The sequence below is a fragment of the Rhizobium sp. P43 genome, assembly GCF_056730705.1.
The window spans coordinates 2,340,821-2,354,428 of the sequence record NZ_CM161539.1; the positions used below are offsets into that span (position 1 = coordinate 2,340,821).

At 61.9% G+C, this 13,608-nt stretch carries 19 protein-coding genes and 1 pseudogene; 6 read left to right on the forward strand and 14 right to left on the reverse strand.

All coding sequences use genetic code 11. The annotated features are described in order from the left end of the window. Positions 1–34: 34 nt before the first annotated feature. The 3 genes from AC1PUL_RS11705 to AC1PUL_RS11715 all read left to right on the forward strand — a co-directional run bounded on the left by AC1PUL_RS11705 (position 35) and on the right by AC1PUL_RS11715 (position 1,396). Positions 35–451, forward strand: coding sequence for a SufE family protein (locus AC1PUL_RS11705; protein ID WP_480464366.1), 417 nt, complete (start codon positions 35–37; stop codon positions 449–451). A 124-nt stretch (positions 452–575) separates the two neighbouring features. Beyond that, positions 576–806 carry a hypothetical protein gene (locus tag AC1PUL_RS11710; RefSeq protein WP_480464367.1) on the forward strand — a complete coding sequence of 77 codons (231 nt, stop codon included), beginning with the start codon at positions 576–578 and terminating at the stop codon, positions 804–806. Positions 807–856: 50 nt separating this feature from the next. Next, a complete protein-coding gene (locus AC1PUL_RS11715) occupies positions 857–1,396 on the forward strand; it encodes a hypothetical protein (protein ID WP_480464368.1) in 540 nt (179 codons plus the stop codon). Positions 1,397–1,445: 49 nt separating this feature from the next. Here AC1PUL_RS11715 and AC1PUL_RS11720 read toward each other — a convergent pair whose 3' ends face one another. The 10 genes from AC1PUL_RS11720 to AC1PUL_RS11765 form a co-directional block, all read right to left on the reverse strand. After that, positions 1,446–2,249 (reverse strand): DUF6456 domain-containing protein, encoded by an 804-nt coding sequence (locus AC1PUL_RS11720; protein ID WP_480464369.1) that lies wholly within the window; start codon positions 2,247–2,249, stop codon positions 1,446–1,448. A 16-nt stretch (positions 2,250–2,265) separates the two neighbouring features. After that, positions 2,266–2,694 carry a helix-turn-helix domain-containing protein gene (locus AC1PUL_RS11725; RefSeq protein ID WP_480464370.1) on the reverse strand — a complete coding sequence of 143 codons (429 nt, stop codon included), beginning with the start codon at positions 2,692–2,694 and terminating at the stop codon, positions 2,266–2,268. Positions 2,695–2,913: 219 nt separating this feature from the next. Continuing rightward, positions 2,914–3,342 (reverse strand): Ros/MucR family transcriptional regulator, encoded by a 429-nt coding sequence (locus tag AC1PUL_RS11730; RefSeq protein ID WP_480464371.1) that lies wholly within the window; start codon positions 3,340–3,342, stop codon positions 2,914–2,916. A 407-nt stretch (positions 3,343–3,749) separates the two neighbouring features. Further along, positions 3,750–4,082: a monovalent cation/H(+) antiporter subunit G gene (gene mnhG, locus AC1PUL_RS11735; protein ID WP_480464372.1), complete on the reverse strand. Its 333-nt coding sequence runs from the start codon at positions 4,080–4,082 to the stop codon at positions 3,750–3,752. Next, entirely contained in the window at positions 4,079–4,477 is a 399-nt protein-coding gene (locus tag AC1PUL_RS11740; RefSeq protein ID WP_480464373.1) for a cation:proton antiporter, read from the reverse strand. Before AC1PUL_RS11740 ends, mnhG begins: the two co-directional genes overlap by 4 nt. Continuing rightward, positions 4,477–4,950, reverse strand: coding sequence for a Na+/H+ antiporter subunit E (locus AC1PUL_RS11745; protein ID WP_480464374.1), 474 nt, complete (start codon positions 4,948–4,950; stop codon positions 4,477–4,479). Before AC1PUL_RS11745 ends, AC1PUL_RS11740 begins: the two co-directional genes overlap by 1 nt. After that, positions 4,947–6,530, reverse strand: coding sequence for a Na+/H+ antiporter subunit D (locus AC1PUL_RS11750; RefSeq protein WP_480464375.1), 1,584 nt, complete (start codon positions 6,528–6,530; stop codon positions 4,947–4,949). Before AC1PUL_RS11750 ends, AC1PUL_RS11745 begins: the two co-directional genes overlap by 4 nt. 20 nt (positions 6,531–6,550) lie before the next feature. Continuing rightward, the gene (locus tag AC1PUL_RS11755; RefSeq protein WP_480464376.1) at positions 6,551–6,928 is read right to left on the reverse strand and encodes a Na+/H+ antiporter subunit C; all 378 of its coding nucleotides are present in this window, start codon (positions 6,926–6,928) and stop codon (positions 6,551–6,553) included. Next, positions 6,928–7,347: a Na+/H+ antiporter subunit B gene (locus tag AC1PUL_RS11760; RefSeq protein WP_480464377.1), complete on the reverse strand. Its 420-nt coding sequence runs from the start codon at positions 7,345–7,347 to the stop codon at positions 6,928–6,930. Before AC1PUL_RS11760 ends, AC1PUL_RS11755 begins: the two co-directional genes overlap by 1 nt. A gap of 253 nt (positions 7,348–7,600) precedes the next feature. Beyond that, positions 7,601–9,991 (reverse strand): putative monovalent cation/H+ antiporter subunit A, encoded by a 2,391-nt coding sequence (locus AC1PUL_RS11765; RefSeq protein ID WP_480468564.1) that lies wholly within the window; start codon positions 9,989–9,991, stop codon positions 7,601–7,603. 309 nt (positions 9,992–10,300) lie between these two features. On the opposite strand from AC1PUL_RS11765, the gene msrB reads away from it, so the two are divergent. The 3 genes and pseudogenes from msrB to AC1PUL_RS11780 all read left to right on the forward strand — a co-directional run bounded on the left by msrB (position 10,301) and on the right by AC1PUL_RS11780 (position 11,671). Then, positions 10,301–10,714, forward strand: a complete 414-nt coding sequence (gene msrB / locus AC1PUL_RS11770; protein ID WP_480464378.1) for a peptide-methionine (R)-S-oxide reductase MsrB — start codon at positions 10,301–10,303, stop codon at positions 10,712–10,714. 149 nt (positions 10,715–10,863) lie between these two features. Next, positions 10,864–11,265 carry a hypothetical protein gene (locus AC1PUL_RS11775; protein WP_480464379.1) on the forward strand — a complete coding sequence of 134 codons (402 nt, stop codon included), beginning with the start codon at positions 10,864–10,866 and terminating at the stop codon, positions 11,263–11,265. A 130-nt stretch (positions 11,266–11,395) separates the two neighbouring features. Continuing rightward, positions 11,396–11,671, forward strand: a pseudogene (locus AC1PUL_RS11780) (plasmid stabilization protein). On the opposite strand, the gene AC1PUL_RS11785 reads toward AC1PUL_RS11780, so the two are convergent. From AC1PUL_RS11785 to AC1PUL_RS11800, 4 genes are all read right to left on the reverse strand, one after another. Further along, positions 11,668–12,039, reverse strand: coding sequence for a helix-turn-helix domain-containing protein (locus tag AC1PUL_RS11785; protein WP_480464380.1), 372 nt, complete (start codon positions 12,037–12,039; stop codon positions 11,668–11,670). The pseudogene AC1PUL_RS11780 and the gene AC1PUL_RS11785 sit on opposite strands and share 4 nt — an antisense overlap. Next, entirely contained in the window at positions 12,039–12,404 is a 366-nt protein-coding gene (locus AC1PUL_RS11790; RefSeq protein ID WP_480464381.1) for a type II toxin-antitoxin system RelE/ParE family toxin, read from the reverse strand. The genes AC1PUL_RS11785 and AC1PUL_RS11790 overlap by 1 nt, the downstream gene beginning before the upstream one ends. 94 nt (positions 12,405–12,498) lie before the next feature. Continuing rightward, positions 12,499–13,071 carry a nucleoside 2-deoxyribosyltransferase gene (locus AC1PUL_RS11795; protein ID WP_480464382.1) on the reverse strand — a complete coding sequence of 191 codons (573 nt, stop codon included), beginning with the start codon at positions 13,069–13,071 and terminating at the stop codon, positions 12,499–12,501. A gap of 111 nt (positions 13,072–13,182) precedes the next feature. Continuing rightward, a complete protein-coding gene (locus AC1PUL_RS11800) occupies positions 13,183–13,599 on the reverse strand; it encodes a hypothetical protein (RefSeq protein ID WP_480464383.1) in 417 nt (138 codons plus the stop codon). Between the last annotated feature and the right edge of the window lie 9 nt (positions 13,600–13,608).

Genomic DNA, 13,608 nt, shown 5'->3' on the forward strand with positions numbered 1-13,608 from the left:
ACTATATCGGTCCGACGTAACAAGCGGGTGCAGCATGGCGACTTTGAACGAGATGATCGACGACTTCGGCTTCCTCGAGGATTGGGAGGACCGGATGCGCTATGTCATCGAGCTCGGCAAGGCGCTGCCGGATCTGCCCAACAGCGAGAAGACGGCTGACAACAAGGTGCAGGGCTGCGCAAGCCAGGTCTGGCTTTCGGTCTCGGCCGGGGACGGCGCCGATCCTGAGATGCATTTTCGCGGCGACAGCGATGCCTTCATCGTGCGCGGCCTCGTCGCCATCGTGCTGGCCGCCTATTCCGGCAAAAAGGCTTCGGACGTCGTCGCCTTCGACGCGCTCGATCTCTTCAAGCAGCTGGGGCTTCTGGAACACCTGACCGCCCAGCGCGCCAACGGGTTGCGCTCGATGATCCAGCGGATCCGCGAAGAGGCCGCACGCCGGCTGGTGTGACGATCGTTTTTTGGACGACGTCTGCGGGCTATCGAACGTCTCTCAGCATATGTGCCACAGCGCCAATCCTTGTGCCTCAAGGGCATTGGGCTTATGCTGTGCGTCACGAACGGAGGCTTGTTCGATGTTGAAGAACACGACCGCGAAGCTGCCAGAGGAACTGGTTGAGGGCCCGCTTCTCGCCTATTCAAGAGGTCTCCTTTCCCGTCGCGAAGCCATACGCCGCCTTGGCCTCAGGGACTCGGCCGATCTCCTCGTTGCACTCGGAGACGCTGGCCTTTCGATGCCGCTGCCACCTGCCAACGACCTCCAAGACCAGGCCGCGACCTTCGTGAAGCTCTGGAAAATGGGATGAAGAGGTGAACGATCATCCTGCCAGACGCTGGGCCGGTCAACAGCCTGTGGGTGGCCGATCGGCTCAATCTCCTGCTTCAGCTCGATATGCGGATTGTGATCGTCGATGCTGTCTACGACGAACTTACCAGCGATCTCTCCTACCTTAAGGATGCCGAGGTCAAAGCCTTCATCGATGGCAACTCTCCGCCTTTCGTCATCGAGCGGACCGACATCGGCGAGAGCGAACGGCGAAAACGGCGGCTGGGCGAAAAACCCAAGAAGAATGCCGGGGAACTGGCCATGGTGGACTTCGTCTCTGACGAAGGCGGTCTGGACCGCTATCTGAAAGCCAATGAGCCTGTCGCCATCCTGTTCGAGGATGCGGGTCTCAGAGTCTTCAACCGACCGCCCAATCTTCACCTGATTTCAACGGTCGGCCTGCTTCGCGGATTGGAAGAGGTGGGCATCATCGCCTCGGCAGATGAGGTGATCCAGGAGATGCTCCACCCAACCAAGCCGGGCAGACGGCCAGAACATGCGCGCAAGTTCACCGATCTTCCTCACGGGGTCGATGAGGCCGCCACGATCGGCAGCTCCTGGAAGCCCTGACGATCCGCAGTCCGACAGGATGCTGGCCAGACGCTCGCCTGACAAGCCTTCAGCCCATCTCCGGTCGAAAGCCCTCGTCGCCCCAATGGCTGGGACGTGGGCGCGGGGGTGGCGGGGTGTAGTGGCGGGAAAGCGCAAGCAGGGCGGCGCGCAGCATCAGCTTGGCGGATCGTGCCGGCCACTGCCGCTCTCGCTCGACGGTTTCCAGCCCCTTGCCGAAGCAGCAGACATCGAGCGCCACGCCAGACAGTTCCGGCCCCATGGCCTCGATGGCGCGGGTAACGCGGATTCGCGCGGCAAGCCTGTCGTCGGCCAGATCGGCGGCTTTCGGCGGGGCGCCCTTGATGCGGCTTGAAAGACGCGGCTGCCAGCTGGCGGTGATCCTCGGCTGCAGGCCGGCGAATTCGAAGTCGGCAGCGAGCCGGTCTCCGGCAGCAACAGCCTCCTCCGGCAGGAAGGCGCGGCCATCCTTCTCCTTCAGGCGCAGGAGCGGAAACAGGGGGGATTCCTGCAGATTGCGGCGCACCGCCTGGCGACCTTCGGCCAAGACGAGCGTCTCGACACGGATGGTGCGGTGCTGTTCCGCATGGGCTTCCTCTGGCAGATCACAGAGATCGCGACGCAGCCAGGCAGCCGTCTCAGTGGTCTGGACCAAGCCCTCGGCAGTCGTGGCGAGCAAGCCGTCCGCGACGAGGCGGGCGAGCAGCTCTGCCGGTGCGTCGATGACGGTTTGATCCGCTGGGCGGGCTCTTGCGGCGGTTGCCGCCCCAGGATGCGTCGGAGGCGATGCGAGCGGGCCGGCGAGCGCCTGGCGGAGGATCCTGCGGATCTGCTTTCTTTCGCTGCGGGTCATTGGCCGCCCTCCCCCGTCAGATGCTTTTGCCGGCGAGCAGATGCACGGCACTTGCCATGCGCTCGACGATCGCCACGAAGGTGTCATAGGCGCGGTCGTCGCGGCGGTCCTCGACCATGCGGCAGGCATGGCCGACGGTGGACCGGTCGCGACCGAAGGCCTGAGCCACCTCCCCCATGGGCATGGAATAGGCGACGTGGCAGACATACATGGCGACCTGCCGGACGTGGTTCGTGGCGCGGCGGCCGGGCTCCTGATCATGGTCGAGGCCCGTGGCGCGCAGCAATTCCTCGGTCAACTGCCGGACGATCATGCAGAGCAGCCGCCGCTCGGGCGTCAGCGCCTGTTCGGCAAACTCATCTGCATCGGCATCGGGCGACCATTCCACCGGTGGCGCAACGGTCATTGCCGGCTTGTGAATGCTGGACGGGTCGGGGCTGGACATGGCGCGCTCCACATAAGGATTTTATTCCTATTCAAGCTAACAGAGCGCGCCGCGATTTGAACCCCAAGATTTCAGGGTATTCGGTGATTTCTGCCGATGACCACAAATAGGGCTTTCTAAGAACGGCAAAGGCCGTGATTATTTTCCTACATCGCGATAAAGAAAAAGGCCGGTCGCGTGACCGGCCCTCAGCGTTTTATGCCGACACGCGGCAAAGGCTTACTTGGCGCGCTTGCGGCGCTGGCCGAGGCCCATTTCCTTGGCGAGGCGCGAACGCGCTTCGGCATAGGCCGGAGCGACCATCGGGTAATCGGCCGGCAGGCCCCACTTCTCGCGGTATTCTTCCGGGGTCATGTTGTAGTGGGTCATCAGGTGGCGCTTCAGCGACTTGAACTTCTGACCATCCTCGAGGCAGATCAGGTAGTCGTCCTCGATCGACTTGCGGATCGGAACCGGCGGCTTGGGCTTTTCGACGACGACCGGTGCCGGCGTCGGCGAAGCGGTGTTGCTCAAGGCCTGGTGCACATCGGCAATCAGATTTGTCAGGTCGCTGACCTGAACGACATGATTGCTGACATAGGCAGCGACGATGTCTGCGGTCAGTTCGACCAGCAGCTGCTGGCTCGGACCCTGTTGTACTTCACTCATTGACTTCTCCTGTTCAGAAACTGCAGAAGCCGCCGCTCCTGCAGGCAATAGTTAGTGGCGCTTCCGAACCGCTGATGTGCGGCCGGAAGATGAATCGCACCCCCGAGAAGATCACCAATTATGCCGCAACGGCCCCAAACCGTCCGGCGCTCTGCGCGGCTATATCAGCAAAGATCAGGCCTGGGACCAACCCTACACCCGATAGTCAACTTCACTTACATACCGAAAACGCAACAGATCAGCGCCCTCAGGACTGGATTATCACTCCGACCGCAAATGTCCATATGATATTTCTACTAGATATGACGGGTATAAATCTTTTTTATTGCCCGATCATATGCTCTGAACTGCCAGGCACAGCTCAGATTTCAATCGTGACACTCACTCAACCAATAATATTGGTTACTTCACTTGCCGATCATATCATCATTTACCGATACAGCAGAGAGTTTGTAGCCGACCTTGTGGGCTGCACGGGCCAGCAGATGGGCCGAGATCGGGGCGGTGAGGACGAAGAAGACGATGCCGGCCACGGCGCGACCGAAGATCGCACTGTCTGCCGCATGCAGACCCACAGCCAGAAGCAGCAGGCCGGAACCGACCGTACCGGCCTTGGAGGCGGCATGCATGCGGGTATAGAGGTCCGGCAGGCGATTGAGACCGATTGCGGCAATCAGCGAGAAAATAGCGCCGCCGACGGTGAGGATTGCAATGGCGATGGCTGCGAGGAGCGAGATCATTTGGCCTCCTTGCCGAGCGGTGCAGCGGATTTGCCGGTCTTGCCGGACTTAGCGCTTTTTGACGAGCCTGCAGCCTTTGGCCGCGACAGCCCCGCCTGGACCTCCTCCCCATCTCCCACACGGCCACGGGCGAGGATGAAGCGGGCAAAGGCGACGGTGGCGAGGAAGCCGACGAGGCCAAGGGCGATGGCAATGTCGATATAGAGCGTGTAGCCGGTTCTGAGCGCAATCACGGCGATGAAGCCGATGACGATGCCGACCAGCATGTCGAGCGCGATGATCCGATCCGGCAGCGTCGGGCCGACCACGGCGCGATAGACGGTCAACAGCAGCGCGATCACCAGAATGACGATGGCGACGAGAGAGGCGTATTCCACGATGATGTCGGGGGTCATCAGGCAAAGGCCTCCATGATCTTTTTCTCGAAACCATCCGCGATATCACGGCGGGCGGCCTCGATGTCGGAGCAGTCGATCGCGTGGATGTAAAGCGTCTGGCGATCCTCGGAGACATCGACGGACAGCGTGCCCGGGGTCAGCGTGATGAGGTTGGCGAGAAGCGAGATCTCCCAGTCGCTCTTGACCGTCAGCGGATAGGCAAAGATGCCGGGCTTCAAGTCCATGTTCGGCTTCAGGACGAGGATCGCGACCCGCCAGGCGGACTTGGCGAGCTCGACGAGGAAGAGCAGGACCAGCGAGAGAACGCGCCGGGTGCGGCTCGTATAGTCCCGGCCAACGAAGCGTTCGCGCAGCAGATAGAGGGTCAACAGCGAGAGGACGAAGCCGAAGATCAGGTTGAGGAGCGTGAAGCTGCCCGAGACGGTGGCCCAGATCACCGCCATCAGGATGCTGATCGCATAAAGGCTCATGGGGCAACTCCTTCAGGGAAGACGGAGCGGATATAGGCAGTGGGATCAGACAGGCCGGACGCCGCCTGCTGTGTCATGACGATCAGGCTCTCCGGGAAGAGGCCGAACCAGACCACGAAACCGGTGAGGATGACGATCGGCGCCATGCGCCAGCGCGTCTCGCTGGTTGAGATGGCAGGCGCTGCCGCGCCCCCTGCCCCGCCTTCCGCTGCCAGCGGGCGCCAGAAGGAGAAGAGGAAGACGCGGCCAAAGGCGATCGTCGTCAGGAAGCCGGAGACGAGGATCGAGCCGGCCAGCCACCAGGCGCCGATATCGATCGAAGCCTTGACCAGAAGTGCCTTCGGCCAGAAGCCGGAGAAAGGCGGCAGGCCGCTTGCGGCGAAGAAGAGAGCCAGCGAGATGGCGGCGAAAGCGGGCGCGGTGATCCAGAGCCCGCCGACGCGATCGAGACGGAAGCTGCCGCCAATGCGGCCGATCTCGCCGGCCACCAGATAGAGCGCGGTCATCAAGAGGATTGAGTGCAGGGCGTAGAAGAGCGCCGCACCAACGGCCATATCGCCGCCGATCGCGATACCGGCCATCATATTGCCGATACCGGCGATGACGACGAAGCCGAGGAAGCGGCGGATATCATTCTGCGCCAGGGCGCCGAGGGCGCCGAGGATCATGGTGAGGGCGGCGACCACGGCGATGACCAGACTCAGCGCCTCGCGCTCGACGGGGAAGAGCATGACCATGACGCGCAGCAGCGCGTAGACGCCGACCTTGGTCAAGAGGCCGGCAAACAGCGCGGCCACGACGACACGAGGCGTGTGATAGGAGGCCGGCAGCCAGAAATTGACCGGGAAGGCCGCAGCTTTCATCGAGAAGGCGAGGATGAAAAGCGCGCCCAGCGTCATCAGCGGCGCGGTTTCCGCATATTGCGGGACCTTCATGGCGATATCGGCCATGTTGAGCGTGCCGAAGATGGCGTAGAGATAGCCGACTGTGATGAGGAACAGCGTCGTCGCCATCAGGTTCAAGACGGCATATTTCAGCGCCCCGTCCAGCTGTTCGCGCTCGGAACCGAGGATCAGCAGGCCGAAGGAAGAGATCAGCAGGACTTCAAACCAGACATAGAGGTTGAAGATATCGCCGGTCAGGAAGGCACCGGAGACGCCGGCCATCAGCAACAGAAGCAGCGGATAGAAGCCATAGCGGCGGCCGCTGGTGTTGATCTCGACATGGGCGTAGAGCGCACCCGCAAAGGCGACGATCGCAGCGGCCAGCGACATGAGGACACCGGTCAGGTCGGCGGTGATGGCAATGCCGAAAGGCGGCAGCCAGCGCCCCATCATCATGGTGACAGGTCCATCATTGAGGACCTTGATCAGGAGCATGAGATTGTTGAGCACGAGCAGCGCCAGCGCCGTCAGAGCGACCGGCGGATGCCAGTCGGTGCGGTGGCGGATCATCATCAGGATCGCGCCGACGGCGATGCAGAGCGCCATGGGCATGACGGCAAGCCAGTCGGCAGCCGTCATCGGCTCCATCACATAGGCGGCGGCGTAGTTGGCAGGTGTCGATGTAGGGGCAGCCATGAGGTCCTCGTGTCTCCCGCTCAATAGCCGCTCGGCGGCAGCGGCTCGTCCAGCGGCTCGGCGACACGCATTTCACCCGTGTCGTCGGTGCCGAGGTCCTGATAGGCGCGATAGGTGAGCACCAGCAGGAAGCAGAAGAAGGAAAAGGAAATGACGATCGCCGTCAGGATAAGCGCCTGCGGCAGCGGATTGGCTGTGCCAGCCGGCAGCATGTCGACCCCGCCCGGTATGAAAGGCGGAATGGCCGGTGTCAGGCGGCCGGTCGTGAAGAGCAGCATGTTGACGGCATTGCCGAGCAAAACGAGGCCCAGCAGGATGCGGACGACCTTCTTCGACAGCATCAGATAGACAGCGCCGGCGAAAAAGATGCCGACAACGAGGGCGAAGATGACTTCCATCAGCCGTCATCCCTTTCTTCAAGTGCAAGCGCGATCGAGGCAAAGGTGCCGACGACCACGAGATAGACGCCGATATCAAACGAGATGACCGTGGCCAGCGGCACTTCGACGCCGGCCAGGCTCGGATAGACCCAGATGCCTGTCATGTAGGGATAGCCGAGCGGGGCCGAGATGAAGCCTGAGACGGTGGACACGAGAAGGCCGAAGCCGGCGATCGACATCGGATGAAAGACCATGGCGCGGCGCACGGCCTGGACGCCGAAAGCGATGCCATACATGGCAAAGGCCGCAGCACCAATCAGACCGCCGATAAAGCCGCCGCCGGGCTCGTTGTGGCCGCGCAGCAAAACGAAGATCGAAAAGATCAGCATTAGCACCGTGAGGAAGGGTGCGAAGGTGCGGAAGATCAGGGTGTTCACTGGCGGGCCTCCGTGACGGGCTGGAGGAAGAGTTCAACCGGGTGTGCGCTAGGTACCCCCCTCTGCCCTGCCGGGCATCTCCCCCTCAAGGGGGGAGATCGGACCCCCGCAGGCTCCAGTGCCCGCAGCAGATGTTGCAATTGTTGGGAGGCGAGCGAAACGGTCGTCGCCAATCTCCCCCCTTGAGGGGGAGATGTCGGCATAGCCGACAGAGGGGGGTAAGCCGCAGTCACGATCATCTGAGAAACGAGACTCATTTGCCTGCCCCCTTTTTCTTCTTCGCCGGTGCCGGCGACGGGGCGACGGCGGAGGGTGATGGGGCGGGAACCAGCGGCGCGCCGACTCGGATGCGGATCAGGGCGAGGATCGACAGGCCCGTGATCATCACCACGGCGATTTCGCCCAGCGTATCGACGCCGCGATAGTCGACGATGATGACGTTCACGACATTGGCGCCGTGGGCGATGATCTTGGAATGCTCGCCGAAGAAGGCCGAGAGCGAGCCATCGAAGGGGCCTGATGTCGAGGCCACCAGCATCATGGCAAAGCCGAGGCCGCAGGCGATGGCGAGCGATCCGTCGAGCAGCCGCGCGAGCATGGGTCGATGGTCGGAGAGCGACAGCCTGAGCCGGGTCATGACCAGCGCCAGGATGACGACCGAGAGCGTCTCGACCATGAACTGGGTGAAGGACAGGTCCGGCGCGCCATAGAGCAGGAAGATCACGGCGACGGCAAAGCCCTGGATACCAAGGCAGACGATGGCGGTCAGCCGGTCCTTGGCGGTGAGCACGGCAATGACGCCGATGACTGCGATCACCAGGATGGCCATTTCATGCAGGCCGACATCCGATGGCAGGCTGAGCGCGGTCGGTACCTCGCCGAAGACCACAGGCGTCACCAAAAGCACGACCGCAACGAAGATGAAGGACAGCGTGATGTAGGTTTCCAGGCGGCCGTTCTGGACGAAGCGGGTGACGGTGGTCGAGAAGCGTACCAGGCCGGAAACAAAGTGGTCGAAGCCGCGGTCCGGGCTTACGCCAAGGCCGATGACAAGGCGATCGACGCTGTCACGCAGGCGTTCGAGGTTGCGATACAGGAGGAGGCCGATCACCACCGTCAGCACCGAGAGAGCAAGGGCCGCCCCGAGCGAGGGAATGAGGCTGATGGTGACTGTCTGCGCCTCGCCATCGACCGCGCTCGCCATCGGCGAGGAGATGAAGCGATGCGCGAGGCCGGAGAAAAGCGCGCCGAGAAGCGAGAGCACGGCGAGCGTCAGCGGGCCGATCCACAAGAGCACCGGGCCTTCATGGGCATGCTTCGGTGTATCACCTTCCTTGCCGATGAAAGGCTTCAGGCCGACGGCAAAGGCGATGACAAACATCAGCGCATTGCCGATGACGGCAACGGCCGTGAACAGCAAGGCGCGCGGATCGGAGCCGGCCAGCGCATAATAGATCTCTTCCTTGGCGAGGAAGCCGAAGAGCGGCGGCAGGCCGGCCATGGAGATGCCCGCCAGGATGGCGGCGGCGAAGGTGATCGGCATCAGCTTGCCAAGCCCGCCCAGCCGCGTGATATCGCGGGTGCCGGCCTCGTGGTCGATGGCGCCTGCGACCATGAAGAGGGCGCCCTTGAACAGCGAATGGGCGACCAGATAAAGCACCGCGGCCTCGATCGCGCGTTCGGTGTCGAAACCGGTGAGCATGACGAGCAGGCCGAGCGATGCCACCGTCGTATAGGCAAGCATCAGCTTCAGATCCGTCTGACGCACCGCGAGCACCGCGCCGACGAGAAGCGTGATGCCGCCAAAGAAGGGGAGCAGGATTTCCCAGGCGGGCGTTTCGCCCATCACCGGATTGAGACGCATCAAGAGATAGACGCCGGCCTTCACCATGGTCGCCGAATGCAGATAGGCCGAAACCGGGGTCGGCGCTTCCATGGCGTTGGGCAGCCAGAAGTGGAAAGGAAACTGCGCAGACTTGGTGAAGGCGCCACCGAGGACGAGCAGCAGAGCCGCTAGATAGAAGGGGCTTTCGCGCAGTGCGTCACCGGTGGAGAGCAGCAGCGAGAGCTGGCTGACGCCGGTGATGTTCCAGATGAAGATCATGCCGGCCAAGAGGATGAGGCCACCGCCGCCGGTGACGACGAGCGCCTGCAGGGCAGCGCGGCGCGAGGCTTCCCGCGTGTGGTCGAAGCCGATCAGCAGGAAGGATGTGATCGAGGTCAGCTCCCAGAAGACGAAGAGCATCAGGAAGCTGTCGGAGACGACGAGGCCGAGCATGGCGCCCATGAACAGCAGGATGAAGCCGATGAAGCGTCCCTGCTGCGGATGGCCCTTCATATAGCCGCCGGCATAAAGCACGATCAGCGTGCCGATGCCGGTGATCAGCAGCGCGAAGGTGAGCGACAAGCCATCGATGAACCAGGAGAAGGAGAGGTTCAGGCTGGGCACCCAGGCATAGCCGCCGGTGATCCGCTCGCCGGCAGAGATCGCGGGCAGGAAGCCGGCGAAATGGGCAAAGGCGAGAGCTGGCGCCAGCGCCAGAACCCAGGCGCCGTTTGCACCCAGACGAGAGACGAGCCACGGCGCCAGAACGGCGGCGGCAAACGGCAACAGCATGGCGACCCAGGTCATGTCGCTCGTCATCTCAGGCATTCCATCTCCCCGTGGGCGTCGGATCGGTTCTCGATCATCAGTCAATACAAGGTGATACGGTGTTAGGACAAGCCAACCTTCGTCTCAAGCAAAAACGGACACTTGCCTCTTCACGGACGCGTCAACCCACGATTCAGTGAAATCACCCCCATGTATTTCAGTTTGCTGTGAAAGGACCGAGCGGCTGGAACGTCCAAAGCGCAAGAAAGGGACGATTGCCGCCTTGCGGGGGCCACCCTATCTATAGTGCAACATCAGCCGGACTTTTCTTCAATCCGGCGACTGCCCAAGGAGAAGATAATGACCGCCGCGAACACCGCCCCGAAGATCGTCAAGTCGGATGCCGAATGGCGTGAGCAGCTGACGCCGGAGCAATACCGCATCCTGCGCGAACATGGGACCGAGCGCGCCTTTACCGGTCCCTACTGGGACAATTTCGAAAAGGGCCTTTATCGCTGCGCCGCCTGCGACGAGCCGCTCTTCGTCTCCGACACCAAGTTCGACGCCGGTTGCGGCTGGCCGAGCTATTTCGAACCGGTGAAGCCGGATGCCGTGACCGAACATCGGGACATGTCCTTCGGCATGATCCGCACGGAAATCCGCTGTGCCAATTGCGGCGGGCATCTCGGTCATGTGTTTCCGGATGGTCCGAAGCCGACGGGACTGCGCTACTGCATCAACGGCCATTCGATGGTGTTCGAGCCGCTAAAGTGACCGCCCGGCCTCCCGCCTCGCGCGGGAGGCACCGTTCCGCACACCTTTGGTCGTGGATATCCCACGTTGCGCCACATGGCTGCAGCTTTTGCATTTGACGACTGACCGCTTTGATGGAACCGATCTCCAATCAACAACCGGGGGTCACCATGAATACCAGATACGTCGCCGTCACCGCTCTCAGCATTGCCGCTGCTCTCTCATCCTGCGCCAGCAAGCCGCAGGATATCGAGGCGGCCTATGTCTCGCCGACGCTTTATGAGAGCCTCACCTGCGACCAGCTGCGCGAAGAGGCGACCGCCGTTTCCGCCCGGGCGATCGCGGCCAGCGGCGCGCAGCAAAAGAAGGCCGACAATGATGCGGTCGCCGTTGGCGTTGGCGTGGTGATCTTCTGGCCGGCGCTTTTCTTCGCCAAGGGCGATGGCGCGACCGCTGCGGAAGTCTCGCGCCTGAAGGGCGAGATGAAGGCGATCGAAATGGCGTCGCTGAAGAACAATTGCGGCATCCGGTTTGAAGACCCGACAGCCAAGCCGGCGGCGAAGAAGGCCTGACAGTTTCAGCTTGAGAGCTCAGTTCGGGCATTCAACTGGGGCACAGATGTTGCAGCAGATGGCGAACCATCTGCTGCCATCTTGATGGCGGGCAGTCGCGGGGCAATATTGTCCAGCAGGGCGATTGACCATGGCCAAACCACAGCTCTCTGTCCGCAGCGCCCGTGCCCGTGATCTGGCACATCGGCTGGCGCGCCGTGAGAACCGCTCGATCGCAGACATCGTGGAACGGGCGCTGGAAGCCTATGAGACGTAGCAGACGGGTCGCGAACCGGCTGCCGATTTCTAGTGCCGGACCAGCTTGCAAGCGGCGCTCAATATTGATCTCGACGCGGTGCTCCGTGCGGATCGGGAGGCGCATGAGGGACCGGAATTGGGAACTTGCGGGCGCGCGTTCTGGCCTTAAGGCCCGACATTGCGCGGCGCTTGCCCGGACCTTCGTGGCACCTCCGAAAGGCTCTTTTCACCGATGCCTGCCAGACGCACGGGCGCATGGTTCTTGAACCGGACGACCAGATCAAGTTCACCGCCCAGCGCTTCGACATAGTCTCGCAAGGTCGAGAGCAGGAAATCCGATCGCTTTTCCAACTGGGCGATCGAAACCTGCTTCTTGCCCATCTTTCGCCCGATATGCTCCTGCGTGAGGTCAAGCGCCTTTCTGAGCTTCTGCAGCGTGTCATACTCATCCAGCAACTCGGCTGCCCGACGCTCCGAGGCCGCTATCATCTCGGGCGTCATGGTTTCGGCAAACACGTCGTCGGCGGATCTGGCCATCAGGGCTTTTCCTTCTTCAACAGGGCTTCAAGATGGGCCGCGTAACGCCCATCAGCCTTACGGATCAATGTCTTATAGAACTGCTTTTGACCTTTTCCGGACTTGTCACCGGCAACGAGAATGACGGCTTTCCTTTCAGGGTCGAAGGCAAAGGCCACCCTCCAGACACCATCAGCCGCATCGAAACGCAGTTCCTTCATGTTGGGATAACTCGAACCCCTTAGCGTGTCCGCCCTTGGCCTTCCGAGTTCCGGTCCACGCGCCTTGAGAAGAAGAACCATTGCACGCAGCTCAATTTTGACCTCTTGCTCGAAGTCCGCGAATTCCCTGGCGAAATCGTCATCAAAAACAACTTCCCACGACATGAAATATAACTTTCAGATTATATAACTTCAACCCTATTATCAATCTTTTCGCGCAGAGGATATCAGCGTTCAAACCTTGATCAAGGTGCCGACATCATCCCCTCCCCGCCAGCGCCTTCAAGCACTGTTCGAAGGCGGTGAAATCGGTCCAGAGCGTCTCGGGATCGGCGGCGTGAATGCAGACGGGGCCGCCGCGGCGCTCGACGCCGCCGTGCAGCATCAGGTTCTCGATCATTTCGAAGTCTTCCAGCATGGTGCCATCGGCTGCACGTCGGCGACCGTCTTCGCCGACATGGACATCGCCGCCATAGAAATCGGCGGAGCGCTGGTAGTGGCTGGCGGCGACATTGGTGTAGCAGGCGACGATCTTGCCGGCGCCGCACATATAGCCGAGCTCGAAGACCGTGCCGGGATCGGCGGCGATGCCGCGAAAGGGCGTGAGATTGGCAATGACGCCATCGGCGCGGTTCATGAAGCCCTCGTCGACTTCCGAAATGTTCAAGCCGAACTGGTGTTTCGTCGGGGCCGGCGGGATGACGAGATCGCCGGGGCAGATCGGCTCGAAACCGTATCTGCGGGTGAGATCGGCCTTGGCATCGAGCACGGCGCGGGCGTCGGGCAGGAAGACTTCTGGGCCGGCGAGATAGAGTTTCAAGGGGGAGGACATGGGCAGTGCGATCCAGATGATTGGGATGTCGATGAGGAGCAGCCGGAGGGCGGGCTTGCAAGGGCAGAACGGGTCTGGAGAGGGTGATGTGCACAGGGTTTCGGAAGGACATCACCGGAGAAGCATTTGCTCCGCCCAGGCGGCGAACTGTTCCAGCCGCTCCAGCGAGCGCTCCGCGTCGCCGCGCGACATCAGACGGGCGCCATATTGTACCTCATCCTTCTGTTCGAGGATGGCACGAAGGATCGCCTCCTGCTTGTCGGGGAGCTCTTTGCCCAAGGCCGCACGCAGCAGTTTGATCACACCCTGATGATCCCCTTGATTGATTTCCCCCTTGAACGTAGCCGTCAGCGCATCGGCATAGGCAATGGCACCATGGATGACGGTTGCCATGGTTGCATTGCCGAAGTCGCCGGGATCTGCAAAGGCTGCACTGTTGCGCGCCTCCTTGAGAAAGGCCCTCGCGATCTTCAGTCGCGCGGAGGCATAGGCTGCATCCTTCTTCTTGGAGGGGCCCGTCCTAACCATTGACCCGCC

Excerpts from the sequence above, each read along its gene's own strand:
- AC1PUL_RS11775 (WP_480464379.1), top strand. The coding sequence starts at position 10,864 with ATGAATACCAGATACGTCGCCGTCACCGCTCTCAGCATTGCCGCTGCT.
- AC1PUL_RS11755 (WP_480464376.1), bottom strand. The coding sequence starts at position 6,928 with ATGGAAGTCATCTTCGCCCTCGTTGTCGGCATCTTTTTCGCCGGCGCT.
- mnhG (WP_480464372.1), bottom strand. The coding sequence starts at position 4,082 with ATGATCTCGCTCCTCGCAGCCATCGCCATTGCAATCCTCACCGTCGGC.
- AC1PUL_RS11725 (WP_480464370.1), bottom strand. The coding sequence starts at position 2,694 with ATGTCCAGCCCCGACCCGTCCAGCATTCACAAGCCGGCAATGACCGTT.
- AC1PUL_RS11720 (WP_480464369.1), bottom strand. The coding sequence starts at position 2,249 with ATGACCCGCAGCGAAAGAAAGCAGATCCGCAGGATCCTCCGCCAGGCG.
- AC1PUL_RS11710 (WP_480464367.1), top strand. The coding sequence starts at position 576 with ATGTTGAAGAACACGACCGCGAAGCTGCCAGAGGAACTGGTTGAGGGC.
- msrB (WP_480464378.1), top strand. The coding sequence starts at position 10,301 with ATGACCGCCGCGAACACCGCCCCGAAGATCGTCAAGTCGGATGCCGAA.
- AC1PUL_RS11705 (WP_480464366.1), top strand. The coding sequence starts at position 35 with ATGGCGACTTTGAACGAGATGATCGACGACTTCGGCTTCCTCGAGGAT.
- AC1PUL_RS11750 (WP_480464375.1), bottom strand. The coding sequence starts at position 6,530 with ATGGCTGCCCCTACATCGACACCTGCCAACTACGCCGCCGCCTATGTG.
- AC1PUL_RS11730 (WP_480464371.1), bottom strand. The coding sequence starts at position 3,342 with ATGAGTGAAGTACAACAGGGTCCGAGCCAGCAGCTGCTGGTCGAACTG.
- AC1PUL_RS11790 (WP_480464381.1), bottom strand. The coding sequence starts at position 12,404 with ATGTCGTGGGAAGTTGTTTTTGATGACGATTTCGCCAGGGAATTCGCG.
- AC1PUL_RS11765 (WP_480468564.1), bottom strand. The coding sequence starts at position 9,991 with ATGACGAGCGACATGACCTGGGTCGCCATGCTGTTGCCGTTTGCCGCC.
- AC1PUL_RS11800 (WP_480464383.1), bottom strand. The coding sequence starts at position 13,599 with ATGGTTAGGACGGGCCCCTCCAAGAAGAAGGATGCAGCCTATGCCTCC.
- AC1PUL_RS11740 (WP_480464373.1), bottom strand. The coding sequence starts at position 4,477 with ATGACCCCCGACATCATCGTGGAATACGCCTCTCTCGTCGCCATCGTC.
- AC1PUL_RS11745 (WP_480464374.1), bottom strand. The coding sequence starts at position 4,950 with ATGAGCCTTTATGCGATCAGCATCCTGATGGCGGTGATCTGGGCCACC.
- AC1PUL_RS11795 (WP_480464382.1), bottom strand. The coding sequence starts at position 13,071 with ATGTCCTCCCCCTTGAAACTCTATCTCGCCGGCCCAGAAGTCTTCCTG.
- AC1PUL_RS11785 (WP_480464380.1), bottom strand. The coding sequence starts at position 12,039 with ATGGCCAGATCCGCCGACGACGTGTTTGCCGAAACCATGACGCCCGAG.